A 24,726-nucleotide genomic window follows, 5' to 3' on the forward strand; every position below is an offset into this window, starting at 1 on the left:
AACGACCATGATCAAACAAACCGTTTGCGGGCTGCTGCTCGGCGCAGCCATCACCGGCCAGGCCGGCGCGGCCGAAAAGCTGACGCTGGTGCTCGACTGGTACATCAACCCCGATCACGCGCCGATTATGGTGGCCGAGCAGATCGGCGCCTTCAAGGCCGAAGGGCTGGACGTCAAGATCGTGCCGCCGTCCGATCCGGCGCTGCCGCCGCGGCTGGTGGCCGCCAAACAGGCCGACCTCGCCATCACCTATCAGCCGCAGCTGCATTTCTTCGCCGATCAGGGCCTGCCGCTGATGCGCGTCGGCACGCTGATCAACACGCCGCTGAATACGGTGATCGCGCTGGATAAAAACATCACGTCGCCGGCGGATCTCAAGGGCAAAACAGTGGGTTACTCGGTCAGCGGCATCGAACAGGCGACGCTGGCCACCATGGTCGAACACGAGCACCTCAGGCCGCAGGACATCAAGCTTATCAACGTCAACTTCCAGCTGACCAGCGCCCTGCTGGCGGGCCAGGTCGATGCGGTGATCGGCGGCTACCGCAACATCGAAGCGCTGGAGCTGAAGCTGCAGGGCAAGACGCCGGTGGTGTTCAACGTCGAAGATTACGGCGTGCCGGCCTACGACGAGCTGATCATCGTCGCCCACCGCGATGCGGTGAACGAGCCGAAAATCCGCAAGTTCCTCGCCGCGCTGAAGCAAGGCAGCGACTACCTGCATGCGCACCCGCAGGACACCTGGCTGGCATTCGCCAAAGCGCACCCGGAGCTGAATACCGAGCTGAACAAACAGGCGTGGCAAGCCAGCCTGCCGCTGTTCGCCCGCGATCCGGCCAAGCTGGATCGGGCACGCTACCAGGCTTACGAACAGTTCCTGTTCGACAACAAGCTGATCAAGAAAATCACGCCGGTGGAACAGTACGCGGTGGAGCTGGACTGATCACGCCGAGGCGGCCGGTGGCGCCACCGTCACCTCGCCCTGGCCGCTGCGCTGCAAGGCCGCCTTCACCAACCCGTTGGCCTTGCAGCGCTCGATAAAATCGTTCACGTAGGTGGCGCCCTGAGTTTTTTGCCGCGGCACCGCCATCGCCTGCCGGATGGCGGTGAAGTGCCCCTCCAGCACCCGGTAGCCGGGATGGGCGGCCGCAGCGGCCAACAGCGGCTGGCGCACGCCGGCCGCCGCCTCCAGCCCCCGTTCGAAAAACAGCGCGATCGCCTCGGCGGAGGTTGCCGCCCGCACCAGCTGCGCCTGCTGCAGCGTGCGCGATAAAAACAGATCGTACGCCGCCCCCTGGCCGACCGCGATGCGCACCTCCGGCCTGTCGAGCTGCGCCACCTCAAAGTAAGGCGCGTCGTTCGCCACCAGATAGGTTCCCTCGATGATCACGTAGGGCTCGCTGAAGGCGATCTGCGCCGCGCGCACCGGCTCGATGGCCATAAACGCCAGGTTCCAGGCGCCGCTGTCCAGGTCGGCGAACACCTTGCCCGCCGCGTCATAGGTGACCAGTTCGAGCGCCACGCCCAGTTCCTGGGCCAGCGCGGCGGCCAGCTCCACCGAAGCGCCTTGCGGTTTGCCACCGGCCCCGGCCTGTGCCAGCACCGGATTGCCGTAGTTGATCGCCGCGCGCAACACGCCTTGCGGGGCCAGATCGTCGAGTACCGCGGCGGGAATCGTCTGCATACTTCCTCCTGAATGGCTGATGGGCGCACCGTCGTGGCGCTCATTAAGCGTAGAGCGAAACCTCCGACCAGCAAGCTTTCGCCGCCGAGGCCGCCGTCGGCGTGATTAACGTCACACTATTGTCATAAAAATGTACAATAGCCGCCGCTCGTCGGCCGTAGCGGGAGATCGCGCGTTGTTCCGCCGCCGGCAATAGGCTATACCCTTCACTTTTCGCGCCGCGGCACGCTCGGCGGCGCAAACCAGGGCAGCAACGGTTTTATTTCAATCAGACAAGGTTTGGCGGATGGTTTTAGCAGTCGTTTCGTTTGTTCTCTTTTTGGCGTCGATTTTGATTTATCGCACCCGGGCCGCCGCCAACCGCTGGTGGTTCGCCATTCTGCTGACGCTGCTCGGCAGCTATCTGGTGCTGAACGTCATCCTGATCGCCAGCAACTACTTCACCGGCGACGGCATCACCGACGCGGTGATTTACACCGTCACCAGCAGCCTCAAAGGCGCGGGCATCAGCAAATACGTGCTGCCGTTTATCGGCCTGCTGGCGGCGTTGGGACTTATCTTCGCGGTGCTGGCCCGCAGCCTGCTGCGCCGCAAGGCCAAAGGCAGCAGCGTGGCCTACAGCGTCGTCGCCGTGCTGCTGGCGCTGTTCTCGGTCGGCACCACCCCGGCGTTTCAGGACATCTCGCTGCTGGTCAAGAGCCAGATCGTCGGCGATACCGCCGATTTCACCACCTACTACAAGGCGCCGAAAAAGACCGTACAGGGCAAGCGGCCGAACCTGGTGTACATCTATGCCGAGAGTCTGGAGCGCACCTACTTCGATACCGAGCTGTTTCCCGGCCTGGCCGACGAGCTGAACGCCCTGCGCACGGACAGCATCGATTTCAGCAACACCCAGCAGCTGCCGGGCACTGGTTACACCATCGCCGGCATGGTCGCCTCGCAGTGCGGCATTCCGCTGTTCGCGCCCTTCGACGGCAACGCCTCCAGCGCGGTCTCCACCTTCTACCCGGAGAACGTCTGCCTGGGCGACGTGCTGAAGGCCGCCGGCTACAGCAACTATTTCTATCAGGGCGCCGAGCTGGCGTTCGCCGGTAAAGACACCTTCCTGAAATCCCACGGCTTCGACCACGTTTACGGCTTCAAAGAGCTGCGCGAACAGGTCGCCGATCCGAGCTACAAAAACGACTGGGGCTGGTACGACGACAGCGTGCTGGACGTGGTGTACGGCAAGTTCGTCGAGCTGTCCAGGCAGCGCCAACCGTTCTCGCTGTTTACCCTGACCGTCGACACCCATCACCCAGACGGCTTTATCTCCGCCGGCTGCAGCAAAAAGAGTTACGCCTGGCAGAACAAGGAAAACCGCTCGCTGAGCGCGGTGGCCTGCAGCCAGCAACACATCGCCGCGCTGATCGGCAAGATCAAACGCTCGCCCTATTTCAGCAATACCGTGATCGTGGTGTCCTCCGATCATCTGGCGATGAACAACACCGCCTACGATATCCTGACCAAACAGAAGCGCCGCAACCTGTTCTTTATCATCGACGGCACCCGGCCGCTGGCGGAGCAGCGCAACGAGAAGCGCAGCACGCTGGACAACGGCGCCACGGTGCTGGACGTGATGGGCGGCGACAACTACATCGGCCTCGGCCGCAGCAGCCTGTCGGCGCCGTCGCTGTCTACGGTGTTCCTGAACATCGAAGAGAAGATCAACGGCTGGAAACCGGCGGTGATCAACCAGTGGGGCCTGCCGAACCGCATCAGCGACTACAGCGTGGATACGCGCCAGCGCAGCTTCAGCTTCTCCGGCGTCACCTACAAAGTGCCGTTTATCCTGCGGGTGGGCGATAACCGCATCGAACCGATGTTCAACGTCTACCTTTCCACCCCGCTGCGCAAACAGCTGGCCGGGCTGGGCGCGGGGGAAAAATTCGTCTGGGTCGATAAATGCTATGAGATCGGCCGGGTCTGGGCGCCGCAGCTGGCGCTAAGCACCGACATCTGCGTGGCCTCCGGCACCCTGGCCTCACCGCCGCAGATCGTGCAGGCCAGCGGCGAACGCTTCCGCGGCAAGGTGAGCTTTACCGCCCCGGCGGCGGACAGCGTCGCCGATTATCAAAACGCCGTTGCTCGCCTGCAGGTGGACGACGCGGCGATGAAGTACCGGGCGGACAGCATCGAGTTCATGCTGCCCGGCCTGCCGGAGCAGGTGAAGGCCATCACCGGCGTTTCCGGCGTCGAGGAGTGGGGCCGCTGGTCCGACGCCAACCTGGCGCCGGCGGTCGACATCGATTACGTCGATCCGCTGCCGAAGCGCTTCGATCTGGTGCTGCGCGCCCGCGCCTACGGCAATAACGTCGGCGAACCGATTTCGGTGCGCGTCGGCGACGAAGAGCGCTTCGTGTCGCTCGGCGAACAGGACAGCACCGTCACCCTGCGCTTCGACAACCCGCGCGGCGCGCAGAAGATCAGCATTACCCCGCCGGCCCCCACCGAGCCGAAAGAGAGCGCCAGCGGCGGCTTTACGCCGAAGAAGCTGGGCATCGGCCTGGTGTCGTTGAAGGTCGAGGCGGCCGACCCCGCCTCCTGATCCCCGCGCCTTCACGGGCGCGGTATTTTCTTTGCCGCGCCCGTCATTTCGACCAAGCTTTTACGCCCTTCTTCGGCTAACCTGTGACGGTAAAACGCCGCAACCCCGCCACAGAGCCGGGACATCCAAGGAGAAAGTATGAGCTATGCCCCACCTCGCAGCGGCCTCAGCGCCGATCAGGCACTCGATCAACTGGAAGCCCTGTATGACGCCGCGGTAGACGCGCTGCGTCAGGCGGTCGGCGACTTTATCAGCCACGGCACGCTGCCGGATGCGCAGGCGCGCGCCGCCGGGCTGTTCGTGTATCCCGAACTGCGCGTCAGCTGGGACGGGCAGCAATCCGGCCCGAGCAAAACCCGCGCCTTCGGCCGCTTCACCCATCCCGGCAGCTACAGCACCACCGTGACCCGGCCGCAGCTGTTCCGCCACTATCTGGCCGAACAGCTGGCGATGCTGGAGCACGATTACGCCGCCCATATCGAAGTGGCGCCGTCGCAGCAGGAGATCCCGTTCCCTTACGTGATCGACGGCTCCAGCCTGGCGCTCGATCGCTCGATGAGCGCCGGCATCGCGCAGCATTTCCCCACCACCGAGCTGGCGCAGATCGGTGACGAAACCGCCGACGGCCTGTACCACACCACCGACAACCATTTCCCGCTGTCGCATTTCGATGCGCTGCGCGCGGATTTCTCGCTGGCGCGGCTGCGGCACTACACCGGCACGCCGGTGGAGCACTTCCAGCCGTTCGTGCTGTTCACCAACTACACCCGCTATGTGGATGAGTTCGTGCGCTGGGCCTGCGCGCAAATCGCCGATCCGGCCAGCCCGTACATCGCGCTCTCCAGCGCCGGCGGCACCTACATCACGCCGGAAACCAGCGCGCCCGAACAGGCGGTGTCCGATCTGGCGTGGAAAAACCACCAGATGCCGGCCTATCACCTGATTTCGCGCACCGGCCAGGGCATCACGCTGATCAACATCGGCGTCGGCCCCTCCAACGCCAAAACCATCTGCGATCACCTGGCGGTGCTGCGCCCGAGCGCCTGGCTGATGATCGGCCACTGCGGCGGCCTGCGCGAAAGCCAGTCGATCGGCGACTATGTGCTGGCCCACGCCTATCTGCGCGACGATCACGTGCTGGATGCGGTGCTGCCGCCGGATATTCCGATCCCGAGCATCGCCGAGGTGCAGCGCGCCCTGTACGACGCCACCAAGATGGTCAGCGGCATGCCCGGCGAAGAGGTCAAACAGCGCCTGCGCACCGGCACCGTGGTCACCACCGACGACCGCAACTGGGAGCTGCGCTATTCCGCTTCGGCGCGGCGCTTCAACCTCAGCCGCGCGGTGGCGGTCGACATGGAGAGCGCCACCATCGCCGCTCAGGGTTACCGCTTCCGGGTGCCGTACGGCACGCTGCTGTGCGTCTCCGACAAACCGCTGCACGGCGAAATAAAACTGCCGGGCCAGGCCAACCGCTTCTATGAAGGGGCGATCTCCGAGCACCTGCAGATCGGCATCTGCGCCATCGATCTGCTGCGCGCCGAGGGCGACCGCCTGCACTCGCGCAAGCTGCGCACCTTCAACGAACCGCCGTTCCGATAACGGTTATCAGGCCCGCTGCGGCGGGCCGTTTTTTCCTCAACGCACCAGCGCCAGCGCGCGTTTCTCCTGGCTGCGGCCGCCGGCGATCGACAGCAGAATGTCTTTGACCAGCAGCGCCGGGGCGGACAGCGCCTGTTGGCCCGACATGCACAGCGCCAGCGGCACCGACATCGTCGGCGCATTGATGCGCGCCATCCAGGCCTTGGCCGGGCCGATCATCGCGCGTGCCACCGATTCCGGCAGCACGGTCGCCCCCAGCCCGCCGGCGATCGCGGCGCTCAGCGCGCCCGAGGATTCGATCTCCCCCACCACGTTGACAGCCAGCTTGCGCAGCGCCATCGCCTCTTCCAGCTGATTGCGCACCGCATCGCCCTCGCGCGGCAAGAACAGGTTCAGCCGCGCCACGTCCAGCAGCTCGACGCTGTTGCCGGGATGCGGCACCGCACGCGTCGCCACCAGATAGAGATCTTCCCGCATCAGTGCGATGGCGTGCAGCCCGGCGGGCATCTTGGCGCCGTAGACCATCGCCATGTCCAACGTCTGGTTGGCCACCTGCCCGGCCAGCGCCGCGCCGCTGTTCTCATGCAGGCTAAGCAGGATGCCCGGCTGCTGATCGCGCAGGCTCTGCAACAGCGGCAGCGCCAGCTGCGCCGCGGTGCTGCCCGACGCCAACCCGAGAGACACCTGGCCGCTCATCGCCTGCCCGGCGCTGTTGACCGCGCTCTGCGCCTGCTCGCACTGGCGCAGAATGGTCTGCGCGTGGGCATAGAGAATATTGCCGGCCTCGGTCGGCTGTACGCCGCGCTTGGTGCGGATCAGCAGCTGTTGTTTCAGCTCCCCCTCCAGCGTCGCCAGCTGCTGGCTGAGCGCCGGCTGGGCGATGTGCAACACCTCCGCCGCCTGGGTCAGGCTGCCGATATCAACGATTTTCACGAAGTACTTCAGACGTCTGAAATTCATAGTGCCTCCAGCGAGCCGCTAAATTGAGAATGCCGAAATCCGGTCAGGCACCGCAGCAAGATCCGGGCCAGAGTCGGTAAACGGCCATGGAAGCGGGATACACGGCGGCCGACGGCCGTTCGTCGGGCGGCGCGCGCCACAACGCAGGGCAGGCGTTGCACCACAGGCAAGCAACGGCCCGAACAACGGGCCATCCGGGGGCACTGCGCGCGGGATAAGCGACAAAAGCGAGAAAAAGCAGCAGGTTGGGCAATCTTGCAGCAAACGAACGCATCGGGCGTTTTCACGCTTTACAAGCCGCAACCGCCCCGCTATTATTCGCCCCGTTCACACGATTCCTCTGTAGTTCAGTCGGTAGAACGGCGGACTGTTAATCCGTATGTCACTGGTTCGAGTCCAGTCAGAGGAGCCATATTTAGAGAAGCCCGCTCAGGGAAACCCGAGCGGGCTTTTTGCATTTCAGCCGCCGTCAAAAGCTGCGTTTCGCCACCAGATAGGCGCCCGCCACCAGCAGCAGGGCGCCGAACAGCGCCGGCAGATTCTCGCGCAGCGCCGCCGGGCCGGCGCGGTAGACGTCCACCAGCAGCCCCATGCACAGCTGGCTGGCGACCAGGATCGAGATGGTGGCCGCCGCGCCCAGTTTTTGGTAGCCCAGGATACCGGCAAACACGAACAGCGATCCCAGCAGCCCCGGCAGCAGCATCCACCACCTGGCGGCGCCGGTCACTTCCGCCACCGCGTCGAGGCCGTTTTTGGCCAGCAGCAGCCCCACCAGCAGCAGCAAACCGACGCTGGAGTTGATCACCAGCGTGATAAGGATGGTCGAGACGCTTTCGGTAATGCGCACCATCAGCAGATTCTGCACCACCAGCCCCATTCCCGCCGCGATCAGCAGCAATAGCATATTCATCGCCCTGCCTCCCGGGATCAGCGCGCCGGCGGCGCCGCCCGCTCGTCCAGCGTCAGCTGCAGGAAAGTCAGATCCAGCCATTGGCCAAATTTGGCGCCCACCTGCTCCATGCGCCCCACCTCGCGGAACCCGAGCGCCAGATGCAGCTGAATGGAGGCCTGATTGCCGGATTCGATGCCGGCCACCATCACGTGCTTGCCGATCTCCCGCGCCCGTGCGATCAGGGCGATCAACAGCGCTTTGCCAATCCCTTCACCACGATGCGCCTGATGGACATACACCGAGTGTTCTACGGTATGGCGATAGCCGTCCCAGGCGCGCCAGTCGCCGAACGACGCGTAGCCGATCGCCTCGTCCGCGCCGTTCACCGCCACCAGCACCGGGTAGCCCGCCGCCTGCCGTTCGCCGATCCACGCCGCGCGATTGCCCGCATCCACCGTTTGTTCATTCCAGATGGCGGTGCTGTTCAACACCGCGTCGTTATAGATGGCGGCAATCGCCGCGCTATCGTTGAGCGTCGCATTTCGTATAATCATGGTTTACCCCGGCCAATTGTCCACTATAATACTACGATATGAATATTAAATTAGACAATCTAAATCAGCTGATCGGCGCACGCATTCGCATTGAACGCGAGGCGCGCCACTGGTCGCTGTCCGATCTGGCTGAGCAGGCGGGCGTTTCACGGGCGATGGTTCATAAGATCGAGCGCGGCGAGAGCAGCCCGACGGCGATGCTGCTGGGCAGGCTGGCGGGGGCGTTCGGCCTCAGCATGTCCAAGCTGATCGCCCGGGCGGAAACGCAGGAAGGCCGGCTGCTGCGCCGGGAAGATCAACCGATCTGGGTCGATCCGGAGAGCGGCTACGTGCGGCGCCACGTTTCGCCGCGCACCGATCTGCCGCTCGATCTGGTGCGTATCGAACTGCCGGCCGGCGCGACGATCCCGATGCCGGCTTCGGTGTATGCCTTCAAGCGCCAGCTGATCTGGGTCTTATCCGGCGAGTTGGTCTTTGTGGAAGGTGACGCGCGCCATGACATGGCCGAGGGAGACTGCCTGGAGCTCGGCCCGCCGGCGGACTGCCGCTTTGAAAACCAGAGCGACCAACCGTGCGTGTATATGGTGGCGGTGCTGAGCGCCGCCTGACGCCCCGCCCGCGCTAGCCCTGCGTCGGCCGGTTATAGCCGGCGCGGAAAAACTTCTCCGCCAGCCGGCTGTCGCCGCCGGAAAAGAACTCGCTCATCGGCTCACTGCCGAGGCCATAGGCGCGGCTCAGCTGCCCGGCTTCGAACGCCGCCCGGTTTTCGTCGCCGCAGCGCTGCGCCAAATGATGCGCATAGCCGAGCACAAAGCCGCGCTTGTAGTCGGAGCAAAAGCGCGACAGCTCCGTCTCCGGCTTCAGGTTCTCCGCCTTTAGCCCCGCCAACAGCCCTTTGCCAAAATGGTCACCCACGGTTTCCTCCTCATTACGCAATCGCTATATAACAAAATATACAGCGAACAAGCGAACGAGAACATACTCCCTAAGTTTTACTCGCCGCATAAAAAAGGCCCGCCAAGCGGGCCTGAGGGAAAGCGGGAAATCACAGCGTGAAATTCAGCCCTTCGCTGACGGTCTTGCCCAGCGGCAGGCGGCCCGACGGCGCCTCTTTTTCCTGCAGGAAATCCGGCAGGCGGGCCTTGTCGCCCGGTTTACCGATCGCCACCATGGCGTGCACCGCATAGTCGTCCGGCAGCTGCAGCGCCGCCTTAATCTTGTCGTGGTGAATGCCGCTCATGCAGTGGGTCAACCAGCCTTTCAGGTGCGCCTGATGCGCCAGGCTGGCCCAGGCGGCGCCGGTGTCGAACGCGTGGGTCGGGTTGTCCACCAGCCGTTCGCCGTTCAGGCTGGTGGTTTTGGAGACGATCACCACCAGCGCCGAAGCGTGCTGCGCCCAGCCGCGGTTGAAGTCGATCAGGAATTCCAGGTAGTTCTCCCAGCTGTCGGAACCGTGCTTACTGTAGGCAAAGCGCCACGGCTGAATGTTGTAGGCCGATGGCGACCAGCGCGCCGCTTCAAAAAAGCTCAGCAGCGTTTGATCGTCGATGGCGTCGTTGGCCATCGCGCGCGGCGACCAGCGCTCGATAAATTGCGCATCAATCGGGTAATCGGAGGTTCTTGGCTGGCTCATGATAGGTTCTCGCAGTGAAGTAAAAACAAAAGTTCGCTGATATTCCCACAGCTTAGAACGATAAAACTTTTATTTCGTGCCATTGCCCTGCGGCAGCTCCTGCTGCAGCCAGGCGAGAAACGCCCTGACCGGCGGATGCCGCTCGCGCCCCGGCGCGCACAGCACGCTGTAGGCGGCGCCCGGTACGCGCACCTCCGGCCGGTACGCCACCAGCAGGCTGTTGTCCACCATATCGGACACCATCACCGAACTGGCAAGCACCAGCCCCTGCCCGGCCACCGCCGCCTGCAGGGCGTAATGCTCCTCATGGTAGCTGCGCATTGCCGCATGGCGCTGCCACCAGTCTACGCCGGCAGCCCGGCACCAGTCGCGCCAGCCGCTGTCGTACAGCGCCGAATCCCCCCACTTGACGGTGATCAGCACCGGATTTTCCGGCTCGGCGGCGGCCAGCCCCGGTGCGGCGTAGACGCCAAAGCTTTCCTCCAGCCGCGCCGTCTGATGCAGCGCAGGATACTGCGCGCGGCTGTAACGCACCGCCACGTCCACGCTGGCGTCCTGCTGCAGATCGATCACCTCGGCGCAGGCCTCCAGGCGCACCAGATAGTGCGGGTACGCCTGATAGAAACGCCCCAGGCGCGGCACCAGCCACAGCGCCGCGAAAGAGTGCGTGACCGAGACGCACAGCGACCCGGTGCTGGGCTGCGGCCGCAGGCCCTCGAGCGTGGCGGCGATGTCCAGCAGCGCGCCGTGCACCCCGGCAAACAGCGTTTCGCCTTTCGGCGTCAGCCGCACGCCGCGCGGCACCCGCTCGAACAGCGCAAACCCCAACTGCTGTTCCAGCGCTTTGATCTGGTGCGAAATCGCCGTCGGCGTCACCGCCAGCTCGGCCGCCGCCAGCTTGAAGCTGCGCAGGCGAGCGGCGGATTCAAAGGTGCGTAATGCGTTGACGGGCAGCGTGGCAAACATGGCGAAGCCTCTTGAGATGAGTTGAAATCATCCTGGCAGAAAAGCGGTCATTTGTCGCCCGTCGGCACTTGTTTCTAGAGTAGGGCTGAATCCACTTCATACCGAGGAACATGACATGAATACAACTCATCAATCTAAACGTCTGGTGGTGTTGGTCGGCAGCCCGCGCCGCGACGGCAACAGCGCCACGTTGGCGCAGGCGATCCTGGCGGGCGCCGCCGAAGCCGGCACGTCCGCCAGCCTGCATTTTCTCGATGATTACCTGAGCGGTTTTCTGAGCGATGAACGCCACACGCCGCCGCCGGCCGATCGCTACGCCGAGCTGTTCCTGGAGCACTTCCTGCCGGCCGATGGCGCGGTATTCTGCACGCCGATTTACTGGTACGGCATGTCGGCGCAAACCAAAGCCTTTTTCGATCGCTCGTTCAGCTTCTATTCCAACGCCTACCCTCAGGCGGAACAGGTGCACCAGCGCATGAGCGGCAAGCGTATCGGGCTGGCGGTAGCGTCGGAAGAGACCTACCCGGCGCGGCGCTGGGCATCGTGCATCAGATCCAGGAGTTCAGCCGCTACACCCATTCCGCGTTCGTCGGCGTGGTGCACGGCGCCGGCAACCAGCGCGGCGAGATCGCCCGCGATCCGCGCAATCCGCTGCAGGCCGCCCGCGAACTGGGGCGCGAGTTCTTCACTCGCCCCTATTCGGATTATCAGATGGACAGCCCGCGCAGTACGCAGGTCTGGGAGGAGTAAGCGCGGCGCGCGGCGGCAATTGCAAACATAACGTTAGCATCTGTCGCAATCTGTTGCGGGCCATTGGCCCACCGTTGCCGCGCTTGTATGATACGACGCGGCGCCAGACGGTGGCCGCCGATCTCAAGCGGAAGCGAACTGCAATGTCTAAACAGTGGAAAATAGCGGCGGCCAACGCCGGTTTACGTCTCTATACCCGCATCGCGGGCAATTTCCGGCCCGCAGCGAGCTTCGATCCGCAGCAATCCTTTGAACGCATCGTGATTTTCTCCACCAGCGCCCTCGGCGATCTGATGTTCAATACGCCCGCCATCCGCGCACTGCGCGAACGCTATCCCAGCGCGCAAATCACGCTGGTCTCCAGCCATAAAAACCGGCAGCTGGTCGAAGGCAGCCCCTGCTTTCATGACGTGATTTACTGGGACCACAAGGCCAAAGACATGTTGGCCGTTATCCGGCGCCTGCGAAAAAACCGGCCACAGCTGGCGGTCATCCTGCACTCGAAGGCGCCTTACGACGTGCTGGTCGCCATCGCCGCCGGTTGCCAATACCTGTTCAAAGACGTTTACGGCAACAAACCGAGCGGCATGGAGCGCTGGCTGACCGGCGTCAGCCACAGCAGCGACGGCCATTTGATTCAGCGCAAGCTGGATATGGTGGGGCAATTGGGGTGCCGTACCGACAATCCTGACATGTTCATCCCGGTCGCTTTTCCCGCGCTGGCGAAACCGGCGGGCAAGATCCTGATCGGCTTTCAGATGGGCGCCTCCGAAACGCTGCGCCGCTGGCCGGTCGATCGCTTTGTTGAGCTGGCGCAACGGCTGCTGGCGCACTCCCCCGACTGTCAGATCGCGTTGATTGGCAGCAAGGCGGAGCGCAGCCTCGAGCGGGAATTTATGGCGGGTTTGAGCGAGGAACAGCAACAGCGGGTGGTAAGCCATATCGGCGCGACCACGTTGCCGCAACTGCTGGCGACGATCGCCAATCTGCAGGTGCTGGTAACCGGCGATACCGGGCCGCTTCACCTCGCCGTGGCGTTGAAAACCGCCACCGTCAGCCTGTTCGTCACCGCTAACCCGCGGCATACCGGCCCCTATCAGGACAGCGAACGGCATCAGGTGATGCACGTGCCGGTTGACAGCGCCGCGCTGAGTGCCGCTGAGCGCCGCCAGCCGCTTAGTATTATCGCGGCGGAACAGGTGTGGGAGAAGACGCTGGCGGCGCTGTCGTCTGCACAGTCCCGATCGGCCGCCGTTTAGGCTGCGACAGCAGCAGCGCCAGCGGCAGCCAAAACAGGTACCAAAACTCCGCCGGATTGGCGATCACAAACATGCCCTGCGAACTGTAGAACACCAGCATAAACAGAAACAGGCCCGCCTCCCAGCGCCGCCCTGCGCGCCAGTGTGCGATGGCGAGCCGCGCGCCATATCCCAGCAGCGCCAGCAGCAACAGGAAACCCACGCAGCCGCCCTTCAGCAACGCGCCGAGGTACAGGCTGTGCGTGGTGTGGTTCAGCTCGCCGGTGTAATTGAGAAAGTTAAGCTGCTTATCAAAGCCGTAGCCGAAGAACGGCGCCTGTTCGATCAGCGCCAGGCTGTGGCGCCAAATGCTGATGCGAACAAAGCTCTGTTGATACAGCTCGCCAAAACGCGTCAGCAACATTTCGCCGATCGCGCTGTAAACGACGGCGAGAACCACAGCCAGCGCGCCGGGCAACAGGAACCACAGCCACCGTCCCGGCCGGTGTCGATAAGGCATCGCCACTACCACCGCGAGCGCCAGTGCGATCAGCGGGCCGCGGCTTTGCGTCAGCACCATGAATGCCAGCAGCGGCGGGATAAAGCACAGCGCCGCTTTTTGCCCGGTATCGCGGAAAATCATCAGGCTCAACAAAATGGCGATGGCGGCGTAACCGGCCAGATCGATCACGTTGCTCGGCCCCGGATTGCGGGCGGTGGTTTCTCGCAGATGATAAATCGACGGGGCGTCGACCAGCGTCAGATACAGACACAGCGCCGTCATGCCGGCCAGCATCGCCCACTGCAGTTGGTGACGCCGCTCACCGTCGAGCAGCGTCACCAGCCAGGCGAGGTAGAGCAGGATATAGGCGCTGTGGGTCAGGGCCGACGGCATGTCGCCTGGCGTCTCGCCCCACAGCGCGCTGAGGGAATAATAAAGCAAAAACATCAGCGCCAGCCCGCCGCCCCAGCGCGCCTGACGATTGGCCCACAGCTGCCGCCGCAGCGGCGGCCAGGTGAATACGGCGGCCAGCCATAGCAGCGCCGCCAAATGAAACAGGTTGTTGACGCGGGTCTGCCCGCAAAAGATCGCGCTGAAAAACGCGAAGGCTAAAAACAGCGCGCTGCCGAAGCGATAACACCGCTCAGGCTTGCTGAAAGTAAACATTGCCGTCCACCTTCTCGAAGATATCGCTGCCGATAGCGCTGTGCAGGGAGAGGTTTTTTATCGCGATCTGCTGCTTTTTCATGATCGCGCCGGCGTGTCGAAAAGCGGGGATCACCAGCGACTCCACCTTGTCCGCCAGGAACGTGGGCAACCGATCCTGCTCCGTTTCGTAAAAGCGCGGCTGGTGGAAGTTGTTCATGTCCAGCCCGGCGATAAACAGCTGCTTGAAGCCGAGATAGGCGATAATTTGCAGCGCCCAATAGGCCACGGTGCCGGCATCGAAAATGCCGCAGCGGATATCCTGGCTAAAGCCGAGCATGCGGCTCTCGGCGGCAAAAACCACGCCGTTTTCCCGGCAGTAGTGCTCCCACAGCGCGCCGCTGTCGATCCGGGGGCGGTAAATCTTGCAGGCCGCGTCTTCGACGATCGCCAATCGGCAACCGATCGCCGCCGGGCCAAAGCGATCGAGAATGCGCGCCACGCCGTGCACGGTGGTGAACAGCGTCAGCTCAGGCCGTTGAATGACGTCGTGCACGATCTCTGGGCGGCTGTCGATAAACCCCATGTCCACGATGACGTAGAAGCGAAAATCCACCTGCCGATGCAGAAAATAGGCGCCGTTGACCCCGATGGCGGGCATCGCGGGAATATTTTCGAAGCGCAGCGCCTTCACCGACGGGCCGGTAGCCGTCAGCAGCACCTCCCCCCGGCAGCTGCTGCGCAGTTCGCTCAACGGGACGATCGGCACCGGCCGGTGCTTGTACCATAAGGCGGCGATTTCACCGCCTTCGCCGCGCGCGATCTTCACGTAGGGCCAGAGGTTTTCGTTATGCCGATAAGGGCGCGCGTGGGAATAGCGGTAGACCTGCTTAAAAAAAGAGCCCATGGTGGCGATGTCCTATCCAGAGTGCGTGACGATACCTACAGAGGCATCTTTCTGTATGCTCAGAATTTAAAACGTGTCAGCACTGGCCAGGCCGCACAGCGAGTATCTAAATATTCGTTTAATGAGGCAATTTTTGTAATTTGAATTATTAGTCAGCGTATCGACAAGAGCTATGTCGAAGTGTTAATTGAATGAGAAACTGTTGCAGCGCGTAAAAATAACGTGAGTGACAGCGGCACCGCCGCTTGGCATTGATGGGGTTTTGTTATAACGTATCACAACTTCAGCCAAAGGAAGACGACGATGAAAATCCAGCTGTCGCTGCTGTTTCTCAGCCTGCTGGCCGGCAAGGCCGCGGCGTTTCAGTCAAAAGTGCCCGAACCGCGCCCGGAACAGGCGCGCGCGGCGGAACAAAACATCGAAAATCTGTTTTACGGCTTTCACGCCATGGACGCCCAGCCGGTGAACATCGGCAGCTGCGCGGCGGTGCCGGTAGCGGGATGCCAATGCGCGTTCTGCACCCAGCTGCGGCAGGCCGGGCGCTGAAGCCCCTTATTCAACTCAGCTCATACTGCACGATCAGCTGCCCTTTCTTCATCTTTACGCCGGTGATCGCAATTGCCCCCACCTCCGCCAGCGTGGCGACATGGGTGCCGCCGCAGCCGTAGGCGGGCAGTTCGCCGAAGCCGACCTGGCGCATCCCCTCCACCGCCTGTTGGCGGCGGGGTAAATCGGCGGCGATCAAACGCACCAGCTCCGCCTGCAAAAAGTCCGCTTCTACCGTCTGCGCATCCGGCCCTGGCGTAAACGTGATGCGCCCTTCCCCCGGCCAATGATGTGCCTTGACCGGCCGCCAGCCTCGGGTTTCTCCCAGCCAGCCGATCAGATGTCCGCCGGAGTGCCAGCGGGCGTGCAGGCGGCGCTGCGCTTCATCGATTTGCATCGTAACCGGCCCGAGCGGCAGCGGCGCGGCGGTAAAGTGCAGCACGGTATCCCCTTGCTGCTGCACCCGCAGCACGGCGACGCCGCCTAACGTCCCCACGTCGGACGGCTGGCCGCCGCCCTGCGGGTGGAACAGCGTGGCGTCGAGCACCACGGCGTAAGCGCCCGCCTCGGCCGGCGCGCAGCTCAACACCTGCGCCTGGCCCTGTACATCGTCGCTGTAGTAATAACGTCGTTCGGTCATCATTTTTCTCCTCGGTTCGAAGAGCCATTATATTCATGTCATAATCGAGGGATAATCCGCCGCCATCACAATGGACCTTTGCGTCATGAGCACAAATCTTTCTTACGCCCTGTTGCCCGAAATGGCCGTTTTCGTTCAGGTGGTAGAGAGCGGCAGCTTTTCCGCCGCCGCCCGTAAACTGGGCACCTCGCCTTCCGCCGTCAGCCGCAGCGTGGCGAAGCTCGAGCAGGCGCTGGCGCTGCAGCTGCTGCACCGCACCACCCGTAAACTGCGGCTGAGCGAAAGCGGCGAAGAGGCGTTTGCGCACTGCCGCACCCTGCTGGCGGCGGCCGACGCGGTCATGGCGATCGGCGGGCGCGGCGCCGTGGAGCCCGAAGGGCTGGTCAGTGTCAGCGTGCCCAAGGCGGTGGGCCGCTTCGTGCTGCATCCGCACATGCCGGAGTTCCTGCGCCGCTACCCGAAGGTGGACGTGAGGCTGCGGCTGGAAGATCGCTACATGGATTTGATCGACGATCGGGTCGATCTGGCGCTGCGCATCACCGATCGCCCGTCGCCCGGGTTGATCGGCCGCCAGTTGATGAGAATAGACCATCTGCTGTGCGCCACGCCGCACTACCTGGCGCAGCACGGCACGCCGCAGCACCCGCACGATCTGGCGGCGCACAGCTGCATCTATCTGGGCGAAACGCCGAGCGACGCGCAATGGAAGTTCCGCCGCAGCGGCAAAACGGTGACGGTCAACGTGCGCGGCCGCTACGCCGCCAACCACACTGGCGTGCGGCTGGACGCGGTGAAACAGCATATCGGCATCGGCAGCCTGCCGTATTTTACCGCCCGCCAGGCGCTCGACGACGGCGAGATCGTGCAGGTGTTGCCGGAATGGGATTTCCTCAGCAGCTATCACGGCGGCCTGTGGTTACTCTACGCGCCTAACCAGTATCTGCCGCCCAAACTGCGGGTGTTTATCGACTATCTCGTCGCCTGCCTGGCGCAGGAGCCACAGCTAAAGCGCCTTGCGTAGCGTGATGTTGATGCGGTGCGGCCCCACCAGCGAGTGGTAGCCTTCCTTGACCGGCAGGATGCCGTGAAAACAGAGCCGCGCCGGGCCGCCCCATACCACCACGTCGCCGTGCGCCAAGGGGATGCGCCGCGCCCGGTCGCTGCGTTGCAGCCCGCCGAACTGAAACACCGCCGGCAGCCCGAGCGACACCGAGACGATCGGCGCACCGAAGTCGTGCTCGTCTTTATCCTGATGCAGCGACAGCTTGCTGCCCGGATCGTAACGGTTCATCAGGCAAGAATCCGGCACGAAGGGGCCGAAGCCCGCCTGCTGCGCGGCTTCGTCCGCCAGCGCCATCAGGATGGGGGGAATGGCCGGCCAGCGTTTACCGCTGCGCGCGTCGCGTTCCGAATAGCGGTAACCGCGGCTGTCGCTGGTCCAGCCGTTGCCGCACCAGCTCATCGCCACCGACATCACGTGCCCGCCGGGGGTGGTCAAATGCCGCCACGGCACCTGGGCGACGACGCCCTGCACCGCCGCCAGCAGTTCCGGCCCGTGATCGCGCACGAAGCCGTGCATCACCACCGCGCCGGGGGCGATCTCTTCGCGCCACGGCGGCGGCAGCGCGTCTTCAAAAAGATCGATTGTCATCGCCAAAGCCTGTATGAATACACAGTAATCATTGTAACCCGCCGCCGCCGATTGTCCAGCGCCCGGCAACGCCATTGTCGTTGGCGGCAAATTTCTCTACAGTAGCCGCCATAAAATCAATCACTCACCAGGAATGCGTGTGATTAAGGGCATCACTCTTTCGGTCGTCGCCTCCATCTTGTTCGGCGCGATGTATTACTTCACCTCTACCCTCACCCCGCTGAACGGCGAGCAGGTCTACGGCTGGCGCACGCTGCTGACGCTGCCGTTCCTGACGCTGTTTATGGCGCTGTCCGGCGATTGGCGCAAAGTGGGCGACACGCTGGCCTGGCTCGGCCAACGGCCGCAGCGCCTGCTGGGCCTGCTGCTCACCTCGGCGCTGCTGGGGGTGCAGCTGTGGCTGTTCCTGTGGGCGCCGCTGCACGGCAAGGCGCTCGACGTGTCGCTCGGCTATTTTTTGCTGCCGCTGACCATGGTGCTGGCGGGCCGTTTGATCTACCGCGATCGGCTGTCGCTGCTGCAAAAGCTGGCGGTGGCGTGCGCCATGGTAGGGGTGGGCAATGAGCTGTATCAGGCGGGCGGCGTCTCGTGGCCGACGCTGGTGGTGGCACTGGGCTATCCGCTCTACTTTATTTTGCGGCGGCGTTTCGGCACCGACAATCTCGGCGGGCTGTGGTGCGAGCTGGCGCTGATGCTGCCGGCGGCGGCCTGGTTCGCCTTCGGCGACGGCGGCGCAGCGGCGCTGCAGATCAATGCCGAGCTGTATTGGCGCATTCCGCTGCTCGGCGTCATCAGCGCCGTGGCGCTGGTGTGCTACATCCTCGCCAGCCGCCTGCTGCCGTTCAGCCTGTTCGGCCTGCTGAGCTATGTGGAACCGGTGCTGCTGGTGATCGTCGCGCTGCTGCTCGGCGAAAGCATCGGCCAAAGCGAATGGCCGACCTATCTGGCGATCTGGCTGGCGGTGCTGCTGCTGGCGGCGGAAGGCGCGCAGCACCTGCTGCGCCGCCAGCGGGTCTGACTCAGGCGGCCAGCGTGGCGCCGCCGTCGATCACGATGTCCTGCATGGTGATGTGGCTGGCCAAATCGGAGGCCAGGAACAACACCGCGTTGGCGATCTCATCCGGGCGGGCGATTTTGCCCAGCGGGATCCCCAGCTTGAACATCTCGGGGAAGCCGGCGATGGTGCGTTGCTGCGCGTCGTCGGTCTGCCACATGCCGCGCTGCATCGGCGTGTCGGTCGAGCCCGGCGACACCAGATTGCAGCGCACGCCGAACGGCGCCATCTCCAACCCCACACAGTGGTTCAGGCTGGTCAGCGCCGCCTTGGAGGCGCAGTAGGCCGCCATCTGCGCGCGCGGCACGTGCGCGGCGTTGGAGCCGATGCTGACGATCGCCCCGCTGCGCTGCGCCTTGAAGTGCGGCAGCACGGCGCGGAACAGGTAAAACGCCCCCGAGGCGTTGACGTTGATGCACTGATGCCAGTCATCCACGCTCAGATCTTCGGTATTGCCCATGCGCAGAATGCCGGCGGCGTTGATCAACACGTCCAGTCGCGGGTTCTCCGCCAGCTGTTGGCGGCACACCGCCTCCACCTGCTCCGGCCGGCTGATGTCCAGCGTCACGCAAGGGTAAGGCAGATCCGGGTTGGCGAACTCGCGGTCAAATCCCACCACCTCGGCGCCCTGCGTCAAAAAATGCCGGGCGATCTGCTCGCCGATGCCGCGCGCCGCGCCGGTCACCCACACGCGTTTGCCGGTGAAATCCATCTGAATGCTCATGCGCACACCGCCATCCGGGCAAGCTGCCGGGTCATGTTGTTGTTCATCGTTGTCTCCTGCGAAAGCGTATGACGCGGCGCGCACTGCGCCGCAAAGAGGCCTACAGCGCGCCGCTGTTCAGGCCGAAAGCGTTGAGCATGGTGCCCAGTTTGGCGGCGGTTTCCATCCACTCGGACTGCGGTGTCGAAGCGGCGACGATGCCCGCGCCGGCGAACAGCCGCACCCGGTTGCCGCGCAGCAGGCCGCTGCGGATGACAATCGCCCACTCGCCATCGCCGTTGGCGTCGCACCAGCCGACAATGCCGCTGAACAGGCCGCGATCGTGCGGTTCCAGATCGGCGATCAGTTGGCGGGCGCTCTCGGTCGGGAAGCCGCACAGCGCCGGCGTCGGATGCAGCAGACAGGCCAGCTGCATCACGTTGAGATTCGGGTTCAGCAGCTCGCCGCGAATGCGGGTGGACAGGTGCCACATGGTGCCGGTGCTGAGCAGCGACGGGCCGCTGGGCACGCTCAGGCTGGCGCACAATGGCGCCAGGTGGCGGCGAATGTCGTCGATCACCAGCTTGTGTTCGTATTTGTCTTTGGTCGAGCGCATCAGGCGCTCGCTGCCGAGGCGATCCTGCTGCGGATCGTCCTGACGGCGCGCGGAGCCCGCCAGCGGATTGGTGTGGATCTCGCCGCCCTGCTTGCGGATCAGCAGTTCCGGGCTGGCGCCGATCAGCACGCCGCCATCGGCCAGCGGCAGGGAAAAGTGATAACCGGTCGGGTTCTGCACCATCAGGTTATTGAGGATCTGGTGGCCCGCCACCGGCTGCTCCAGCTCGATGTCGAGGATGCGCGACAGCACCGCCTTGTCCAGCTTGCCCTGTTTAAAGCGGCTGACCGCTTCCGCCACCGCATGCTTGAAGCGCGGCTCGTCCGGAATGCTGGTACAGGCGGCCAGGCGATGCGGCTGTTGCAGCATAGGGCGCGCGGCGCGGGTAAAGCTGTCGTTGGCGACAAACTGGCAGTTTTCAGGCACGTACAGGCTGGAAGGCCGGCGCGTATCGAACGGAATGGCGCCCACCACCACCGGCGTCTCCTGACCGGCGGCTTTGGCGCGCGCCAGCGCCTGGCGGATATGCTGCGCCAGCGCGCTGTCTTCCTGCTCGCCGCCGAACGCCGGCGTCTCGATACGCTCGAACACGCCGCTGGCGGAGAGGGAACGGAATTCGGACCGGTACAAAAAGGTCGATTGTTCGGCGTACACAAACCCGGGGAAGGTTTGGTTTTCTGTCGTCAGTGTCGCCACTAGACCACTCCTTTGTTGCGCCTTACCAATGATAATGTTTATGCGAATAATTATCATTAGCCATAAAAGGAGGATAAATTACACCGGATCCCCACCGTGGGTCAATCTCCGATGAATGAATCTTTCCGCCCGCTGCGGCAAATCCGCGTTACGGCAAAGTAAGAAATAACACACTGTTATTATTGTGTTTTAACAGAAAATAAAAGTCGTGACGTCGTCACCTTCACGCCAAAAACGCCCGTTAAACCGGCGGCCGGCGGAGCAATTTGGCGTCAACGTCTTAAGCAGCGCTAATACAAACGTCTGCCGCTGCGTATCCACGGCGACCATGCGCGCATCGAGAAAATCGAAGTAACAGCGCACCTGCGGATAAAGCGCCTTGAACAGGCTCTCTTTGGCGGAAAACGTCAGCGTCAGCAGTTCGTTGAACGGCAGCGCCTCGCGCAACAACGTCTCGCGCTCCGCCGGGGAAACGATCGCCCCCCACAGCTCCTCCGCCCGCACGTCGGAGAGCAGCGTTTCCACATCCAGCCCAACGCCGCCCAGCCCGCTCTCGCGGTGCACGGCGCACAGCGCGGTATCCGAATTATGGCTCAGCGCCCCGGCGATGCCCGGCGGCCACTGGGGCGCGCGATCTTCGCCGCGCGCCAGGGTGAAATAGGCAAAACCGAGCGGCGCCAACAGCTGCCGCGCCAGAACACGCCCGGCCAGATACTCCGCGCGGCGCTTCGGCACCGCGCGCGCCAGATGATCCGGCAGCGCAAAGCCCGCCTCGGGAAAACTCTCGTCACGATACTCCGCCAGCGCAAAATGGCAGCGCGCCACATGGCCTGGATAGCCGTCCGGCGTGAAAAATTCGATACTGCGGATAAAAGTGGGCAACGGCGGTATCCATGATAAGCAGGCAGGCTGATGATGTTAGCCCCCGAAACGGCCTGCAACAATGACCCTGGGCAAAATAAATGGCGTTAAGGCCTGCGTGGCGGCGCGTTAGCCGGGATGGGGAGAGGCCTCTCCCCCGCGCGCGGGAGAGAGGCTGGGCATTACAAGATGCCTTTCATGGTCTTTTCGAAATCGCTCCAGGCGCAGAAGCCGTCTTTGTCGATCGGGCAGCCTTTCAGCGCCAGCGTTACCCGCTGCGGCGGGGTTTGCAGCGTCAGCGGCGTCGCCTTGCGCAGCTGTTCGGTGGACTGATAGACGTACTCGATCTTCAGCAATTCACGGTCGTTCTGCGCGTCGCGCCAGCGCTGGAACACCAGTTTGCCGCCGATCGGCGTTTTCTCGTATTGCTGCGGCAACTGATACGGCTGGAACTGCATGGCCGACAGCAGCGAGGCAATATTGGAATCGTGGCCGACCAGCACCGTCAGCTTCGGCGCGTCCGGTTTGCGCTCGCCGAGCAGCGCGTTGTTGATGTAGGTCAGCAGCGGCTTGGCGACGTTCTGCGCCACCACCGGCGAGGTGAACAGCGAGTCCTGATAGCCGTCTTTCAGCTGCGCCAGCTGCTGCCACTGGTGAGGGGTGGCGATTTTGCCCCAGGCCACCTCTTTCATCGGGAAACCTTCGTAATACTGCAGCATAAAGGCGTCCACCAGCGAGTTGCCCACCCGCAGCGGGCCGGAGACGCCCGGCTCTTTGCCCGGCACCGCGCTCATCACGCTGGCTTCTTTGGTCAGGTCACAGTGTTTGTCGGTCTTGCAGGCGGCGGAATCCTTGTAGTCGATGATCTTCGCCAGCTGTTGGTAAGAGGCGTCCAGCTTCAGCGAGCCCAGCGCGGCGTTCATCGCCGCCAGCGCCTGCTGGTTGAAGGCCTCGCTGGTGTCGGTGATGATCGGGTTGAAGGTCGGATCCATCTCGCCCATCTTGTCCTGATGGTGCACGCTGACGTCGCAGCCGGGGAACGCGCCGTTGCTGAAGAACTGCGCGGTGGCCACCGTGCGCTGCAGGCTGTTGGCGTAGACGTACACGCTGCCGGCGGTCGGGCAACCCTCTTTCGGCAACAGGCCGGTCTGCTTCAGCCAGGCGTTGAAGTAGTGCCCCATATACACTTCCAGCACCCCGCCCTTGGTGGTCAGCTGGCCGCCCGGCGTTTCCCAGGCCGGCCAGGCCTTCGGCGTAGACTGCGCCAGCACGCTGCCGTTGTTGGCCAGCGGCGCGCGCAGGTTATGGCGGCTCATGACCAGCACCTGTTCCAGCTGATAACCGCCGGCTTCCGCCAGCGCGTTCCCGGTGAATAACAAAGGCAGGCACAGCAATAAGGTTTTTTTTCTCATCCGCAGAGGCTCCCGGAAAATGATTATTTTTAAGGTGTTAGCGTTTGCCTGAGTATGATGGCGGGGTTAGTGTGACAAATGTGTGACAGGGTTCACGGGAAAGGATCGTAACCGCGGCCACCGGACGGTGGCCGCGTGGCTTCAACTCAGTACCACAGGCTCATGATCGGCCAGCCGATCAGCAGCAGCGCGGCGATGTACACCACGCCGAGAATACCGCCCAGGCGCCAGTAGTCTTTCGACTTCACGTAGCCACAGCCGTAGATGATCACCCCCGGGCCGGTGGCGTACGGCGTCAGCACGCCCATGATACCGATCGACAGCACCAGCAGCATCGACAGCTGCTCCATCGGCACGCCCGGCAACCCTTTGCCGACCGCCAGGATCACCGGCAGCATGGTGGCGGTGTGCGCCGACAGGCTGGCGAACAGGTAGTGGGCGAAGTAGAACACCAGCACCAGCGCCACCACCGTCATGTTCGGCGAGAAGCCGTCCAGGTGGGTGCTCATGGTCTGGGCGAACCAGTCGATAAAGCCGGAACGCGTCAGGCCGTTGGCCATCACCACCAGCGTCGCCAGGTTAACCAGCGTGTTCCAGGCGCTGGAATATTTGGTGATCTCTTTCCACGACACCACGTGCAGCGCCAGCATCAGCGACACCGCCAGCAGACACACCGCAGTAGCGTCCAGCATTTTGCCGCCGAACACCCACAGGCACAGGCTGAGCAGCACCAGGCCGATCAGGGTGTATTCCTTGCGCGTCAGCTTGCCCATTTCCCCCAGCGCGGTATCCGCCCAGGCGGCCACTTCGCTGCTGTGGGTCACGCCCGGTTTGTACAGGTAGTAGGAGATCAGCGGCGCGATGATCAGCAGCAGCAGGCCGACCGGCAGGAACGCCAGGAACCACTGCATCCAGCTGATGTGCACCCCGGCGATCTTGCCGACGAACTCAATGCCCAGCACGTTCGGCGCGGCGCCGGTGACGAACATCGAGGAGCTGATGCTGGTGCCGACCACCATCATCCACATCAGGTAACCGCCGATACGGCGCGAGGAGGGATCGTTGGGGAAGGAATCGAACAGCGGCGGCAGGTTTTTCACCACCGGGAACACCGTGCCGCCGGTGCGCGCGGTGTTGGACGGCGTAAACGGCGCCAGCAGGATATCGATGATCACCACCGCATAGCCCAGCGTCAGCGTGCGCTTGCCCATGAACTTCACCAGGAACAGCGCGATGCGCCGCCCCAGCCCGGTGGCCTCGTAGCCTAGCGCGAAGATAAAGGCGCCGAACACCAGCCAGACGGTGGTGCTGGAGAAGCCCGCCAGCCCCCATTTCAGCGCCTCTTTACCGGCCTTGAAGCCCGGCTCCGCCAGCTCCTGCGCGCCGAACAGCACCCAGTTGGCGCTCAGCACGCTGACGGTCACTGCGATAAAGCTGATGGCGGTGGCCGGGATCGGCTCCAGAATCATGCCGACGATCATCGCCACGAAGATGGCGAAGTAGTGCCAGGCCTGCGGCGGCATGCCGTCGGGCACCGGTATCAATAACAGGATCGCGAGCACCGCCAGCGGCGCTATCGCTTTCCAGATCTTTTCCTGGGTTTGGGACATAGGGACTCTCCTGA

General features: G+C 63.5%; 24 protein-coding genes, 1 tRNA gene and 1 pseudogene. 10 read left to right on the forward strand and 16 right to left on the reverse strand.

Annotation, left to right across the window (positions count from 1 at the left end):
• Positions 1-7: 7 nt before the first annotated feature.
• Positions 8-943 carry an ABC transporter substrate-binding protein gene (locus tag V8N38_RS16095; RefSeq protein ID WP_147840146.1) on the forward strand — a complete coding sequence of 312 codons (936 nt, stop codon included), beginning with the start codon at positions 8-10 and terminating at the stop codon, positions 941-943.
• Here the strand turns inward: V8N38_RS16095 and V8N38_RS16100 are convergent, their stop codons facing one another.
• Positions 944-1,684 (reverse strand): transporter substrate-binding domain-containing protein, encoded by a 741-nt coding sequence (locus V8N38_RS16100; protein ID WP_100396960.1) that lies wholly within the window; start codon positions 1,682-1,684, stop codon positions 944-946.
• Positions 1,685-1,970: 286 nt separating this feature from the next.
• Here V8N38_RS16100 and opgB point away from each other — a divergent pair, with 286 nt between their 5' ends.
• Positions 1,971-4,274 (forward strand): phosphatidylglycerol--membrane-oligosaccharide glycerophosphotransferase, encoded by a 2,304-nt coding sequence (gene opgB / locus V8N38_RS16105; protein ID WP_147840145.1) that lies wholly within the window; start codon positions 1,971-1,973, stop codon positions 4,272-4,274.
• 138 nt (positions 4,275-4,412) lie between these two features.
• On the forward strand, positions 4,413-5,876 hold the full coding sequence (locus V8N38_RS16110; protein ID WP_049198706.1) for an AMP nucleosidase: 1,464 nt from the start codon (positions 4,413-4,415) through the stop codon (positions 5,874-5,876).
• Between the two features lie 36 nt (positions 5,877-5,912).
• Here V8N38_RS16110 and nac read toward each other — a convergent pair whose 3' ends face one another.
• Complete coding sequence (gene nac / locus V8N38_RS16115) at positions 5,913-6,836, reverse strand: nitrogen assimilation transcriptional regulator NAC (RefSeq protein WP_147840144.1); 924 nt, start codon at positions 6,834-6,836, stop codon at positions 5,913-5,915.
• 336 nt (positions 6,837-7,172) lie between these two features.
• Here nac and V8N38_RS16120 point away from each other — a divergent pair.
• Positions 7,173-7,248, forward strand: a tRNA-Asn gene (locus V8N38_RS16120).
• Between the two features lie 57 nt (positions 7,249-7,305).
• Here V8N38_RS16120 and V8N38_RS16125 read toward each other — a convergent pair.
• Together V8N38_RS16125 and V8N38_RS16130 are read right to left on the reverse strand one after the other, a co-directional pair.
• Entirely contained in the window at positions 7,306-7,746 is a 441-nt protein-coding gene (locus tag V8N38_RS16125) for a DMT family transporter (protein WP_102985020.1), read from the reverse strand.
• Positions 7,747-7,763: 17 nt separating this feature from the next.
• Positions 7,764-8,282 carry a GNAT family N-acetyltransferase gene (locus V8N38_RS16130; RefSeq protein WP_147840143.1) on the reverse strand — a complete coding sequence of 173 codons (519 nt, stop codon included), beginning with the start codon at positions 8,280-8,282 and terminating at the stop codon, positions 7,764-7,766.
• A 38-nt stretch (positions 8,283-8,320) separates the two neighbouring features.
• Here V8N38_RS16130 and V8N38_RS16135 point away from each other — a divergent pair, with 38 nt between their 5' ends.
• A complete protein-coding gene (locus V8N38_RS16135; RefSeq protein WP_060420404.1) occupies positions 8,321-8,890 on the forward strand; it encodes a helix-turn-helix domain-containing protein in 570 nt (189 codons plus the stop codon).
• A gap of 13 nt (positions 8,891-8,903) precedes the next feature.
• On the opposite strand, the gene V8N38_RS16140 is transcribed toward V8N38_RS16135, so the two are convergent.
• The 3 genes from V8N38_RS16140 to V8N38_RS16150 form a co-directional block, all read right to left on the reverse strand.
• The gene (locus V8N38_RS16140) at positions 8,904-9,197 is read right to left on the reverse strand and encodes a DUF2623 family protein (RefSeq protein ID WP_038878018.1); all 294 of its coding nucleotides are present in this window, start codon (positions 9,195-9,197) and stop codon (positions 8,904-8,906) included.
• A 130-nt stretch (positions 9,198-9,327) separates the two neighbouring features.
• Complete coding sequence (locus V8N38_RS16145; protein ID WP_033635168.1) at positions 9,328-9,915, reverse strand: nitroreductase family protein; 588 nt, start codon at positions 9,913-9,915, stop codon at positions 9,328-9,330.
• Between the two features lie 69 nt (positions 9,916-9,984).
• A complete protein-coding gene (locus V8N38_RS16150) occupies positions 9,985-10,881 on the reverse strand; it encodes a LysR substrate-binding domain-containing protein (protein ID WP_147840142.1) in 897 nt (298 codons plus the stop codon).
• Positions 10,882-10,996: 115 nt separating this feature from the next.
• Here V8N38_RS16150 and V8N38_RS16155 point away from each other — a divergent pair.
• Positions 10,997-11,631 (forward strand): annotated as a pseudogene (locus V8N38_RS16155) (flavodoxin family protein).
• A 143-nt stretch (positions 11,632-11,774) separates the two neighbouring features.
• Positions 11,775-12,890 carry a glycosyltransferase family 9 protein gene (locus V8N38_RS16160; protein ID WP_087763152.1) on the forward strand — a complete coding sequence of 372 codons (1,116 nt, stop codon included), beginning with the start codon at positions 11,775-11,777 and terminating at the stop codon, positions 12,888-12,890.
• Here V8N38_RS16160 and V8N38_RS16165 read toward each other — a convergent pair.
• A complete protein-coding gene (locus V8N38_RS16165) occupies positions 12,814-14,037 on the reverse strand; it encodes an O-antigen ligase family protein (RefSeq protein WP_060439553.1) in 1,224 nt (407 codons plus the stop codon). The two genes, V8N38_RS16160 and V8N38_RS16165, sit on opposite strands and share 77 nt — an antisense overlap.
• Positions 14,015-14,923 (reverse strand): sugar glycosyltransferase, encoded by a 909-nt coding sequence (locus tag V8N38_RS16170; RefSeq protein WP_102984415.1) that lies wholly within the window; start codon positions 14,921-14,923, stop codon positions 14,015-14,017. The genes V8N38_RS16165 and V8N38_RS16170 overlap by 23 nt, the downstream gene beginning before the upstream one ends.
• A gap of 303 nt (positions 14,924-15,226) precedes the next feature.
• On the opposite strand from V8N38_RS16170, the gene V8N38_RS16175 reads away from it, so the two are divergent.
• Positions 15,227-15,469 carry a hypothetical protein gene (locus V8N38_RS16175; RefSeq protein ID WP_025303447.1) on the forward strand — a complete coding sequence of 81 codons (243 nt, stop codon included), beginning with the start codon at positions 15,227-15,229 and terminating at the stop codon, positions 15,467-15,469.
• Between the two features lie 10 nt (positions 15,470-15,479).
• Here V8N38_RS16175 and V8N38_RS16180 read toward each other — a convergent pair whose 3' ends face one another.
• Positions 15,480-16,109 carry an alanyl-tRNA editing protein gene (locus tag V8N38_RS16180; RefSeq protein ID WP_147840162.1) on the reverse strand — a complete coding sequence of 210 codons (630 nt, stop codon included), beginning with the start codon at positions 16,107-16,109 and terminating at the stop codon, positions 15,480-15,482.
• 85 nt (positions 16,110-16,194) lie between these two features.
• Here V8N38_RS16180 and V8N38_RS16185 point away from each other — a divergent pair, with 85 nt between their 5' ends.
• On the forward strand, positions 16,195-17,130 hold the full coding sequence (locus tag V8N38_RS16185) for a LysR family transcriptional regulator (RefSeq protein ID WP_033647920.1): 936 nt from the start codon (positions 16,195-16,197) through the stop codon (positions 17,128-17,130).
• Here V8N38_RS16185 and alkB read toward each other — a convergent pair.
• Positions 17,113-17,760, reverse strand: a complete 648-nt coding sequence (gene alkB / locus V8N38_RS16190; protein ID WP_019452474.1) for a DNA oxidative demethylase AlkB — start codon at positions 17,758-17,760, stop codon at positions 17,113-17,115. The two genes, V8N38_RS16185 and alkB, sit on opposite strands and share 18 nt — an antisense overlap.
• A 139-nt stretch (positions 17,761-17,899) precedes the next feature.
• On the opposite strand from alkB, the gene rarD reads away from it, so the two are divergent.
• Positions 17,900-18,778, forward strand: a complete 879-nt coding sequence (rarD, locus tag V8N38_RS16195) for an EamA family transporter RarD (RefSeq protein WP_087763156.1) — start codon at positions 17,900-17,902, stop codon at positions 18,776-18,778.
• Between the two features lies 1 nt (position 18,779).
• Here rarD and dhbA read toward each other — a convergent pair whose 3' ends face one another.
• The 5 genes from dhbA to V8N38_RS16220 form a co-directional block, all read right to left on the reverse strand.
• A complete protein-coding gene (dhbA, locus tag V8N38_RS16200; protein WP_147840141.1) occupies positions 18,780-19,538 on the reverse strand; it encodes a 2,3-dihydro-2,3-dihydroxybenzoate dehydrogenase in 759 nt (252 codons plus the stop codon).
• Between the two features lie 100 nt (positions 19,539-19,638).
• Positions 19,639-20,829: an isochorismate synthase MenF gene (locus V8N38_RS16205; protein WP_147840140.1), complete on the reverse strand. Its 1,191-nt coding sequence runs from the start codon at positions 20,827-20,829 to the stop codon at positions 19,639-19,641.
• Positions 20,830-21,018: 189 nt separating this feature from the next.
• The gene (locus V8N38_RS16210) at positions 21,019-21,711 is read right to left on the reverse strand and encodes a 4'-phosphopantetheinyl transferase family protein (RefSeq protein WP_147840139.1); all 693 of its coding nucleotides are present in this window, start codon (positions 21,709-21,711) and stop codon (positions 21,019-21,021) included.
• A 161-nt stretch (positions 21,712-21,872) separates the two neighbouring features.
• On the reverse strand, positions 21,873-23,102 hold the full coding sequence (agp, locus tag V8N38_RS16215; protein ID WP_043147658.1) for a bifunctional glucose-1-phosphatase/inositol phosphatase: 1,230 nt from the start codon (positions 23,100-23,102) through the stop codon (positions 21,873-21,875).
• 146 nt (positions 23,103-23,248) lie between these two features.
• Positions 23,249-24,712, reverse strand: a complete 1,464-nt coding sequence (locus V8N38_RS16220) for an anion permease (protein ID WP_004940821.1) — start codon at positions 24,710-24,712, stop codon at positions 23,249-23,251.
• Positions 24,713-24,726 lie beyond the last annotated feature (14 nt).

Origin of the sequence: Serratia nevei, assembly GCF_037948395.1 — a bacterium.
Taxonomy (GTDB): domain Bacteria; phylum Pseudomonadota; class Gammaproteobacteria; order Enterobacterales; family Enterobacteriaceae; genus Serratia; species Serratia nevei.

Coding starts and splice junctions, on each gene's coding strand:
- V8N38_RS16095 (WP_147840146.1), top strand. CDS start 8: ATGATCAAACAAACCGTTTGCGGGCTGCTGCTCGGCGCAGCCATCACC.
- V8N38_RS16100 (WP_100396960.1), bottom strand. CDS start 1,684: ATGCAGACGATTCCCGCCGCGGTACTCGACGATCTGGCCCCGCAAGGC.
- opgB (WP_147840145.1), top strand. CDS start 1,971: ATGGTTTTAGCAGTCGTTTCGTTTGTTCTCTTTTTGGCGTCGATTTTG.
- V8N38_RS16110 (WP_049198706.1), top strand. CDS start 4,413: ATGAGCTATGCCCCACCTCGCAGCGGCCTCAGCGCCGATCAGGCACTC.
- nac (WP_147840144.1), bottom strand. CDS start 6,836: ATGAATTTCAGACGTCTGAAGTACTTCGTGAAAATCGTTGATATCGGC.
- V8N38_RS16125 (WP_102985020.1), bottom strand. CDS start 7,746: ATGAATATGCTATTGCTGCTGATCGCGGCGGGAATGGGGCTGGTGGTG.
- V8N38_RS16130 (WP_147840143.1), bottom strand. CDS start 8,282: ATGATTATACGAAATGCGACGCTCAACGATAGCGCGGCGATTGCCGCC.
- V8N38_RS16135 (WP_060420404.1), top strand. CDS start 8,321: ATGAATATTAAATTAGACAATCTAAATCAGCTGATCGGCGCACGCATT.
- V8N38_RS16145 (WP_033635168.1), bottom strand. CDS start 9,915: ATGAGCCAGCCAAGAACCTCCGATTACCCGATTGATGCGCAATTTATC.
- V8N38_RS16150 (WP_147840142.1), bottom strand. CDS start 10,881: ATGTTTGCCACGCTGCCCGTCAACGCATTACGCACCTTTGAATCCGCC.
- V8N38_RS16160 (WP_087763152.1), top strand. CDS start 11,775: ATGTCTAAACAGTGGAAAATAGCGGCGGCCAACGCCGGTTTACGTCTC.
- V8N38_RS16165 (WP_060439553.1), bottom strand. CDS start 14,037: ATGTTTACTTTCAGCAAGCCTGAGCGGTGTTATCGCTTCGGCAGCGCG.
- V8N38_RS16170 (WP_102984415.1), bottom strand. CDS start 14,923: ATGGGCTCTTTTTTTAAGCAGGTCTACCGCTATTCCCACGCGCGCCCT.
- V8N38_RS16175 (WP_025303447.1), top strand. CDS start 15,227: ATGAAAATCCAGCTGTCGCTGCTGTTTCTCAGCCTGCTGGCCGGCAAG.
- V8N38_RS16180 (WP_147840162.1), bottom strand. CDS start 16,109: ATGACCGAACGACGTTATTACTACAGCGACGATGTACAGGGCCAGGCG.
- V8N38_RS16185 (WP_033647920.1), top strand. CDS start 16,195: ATGAGCACAAATCTTTCTTACGCCCTGTTGCCCGAAATGGCCGTTTTC.
- alkB (WP_019452474.1), bottom strand. CDS start 17,760: ATGACAATCGATCTTTTTGAAGACGCGCTGCCGCCGCCGTGGCGCGAA.
- dhbA (WP_147840141.1), bottom strand. CDS start 19,538: ATGAGCATTCAGATGGATTTCACCGGCAAACGCGTGTGGGTGACCGGC.
- agp (WP_043147658.1), bottom strand. CDS start 23,102: ATGAGAAAAAAAACCTTATTGCTGTGCCTGCCTTTGTTATTCACCGGG.
- V8N38_RS16220 (WP_004940821.1), bottom strand. CDS start 24,712: ATGTCCCAAACCCAGGAAAAGATCTGGAAAGCGATAGCGCCGCTGGCG.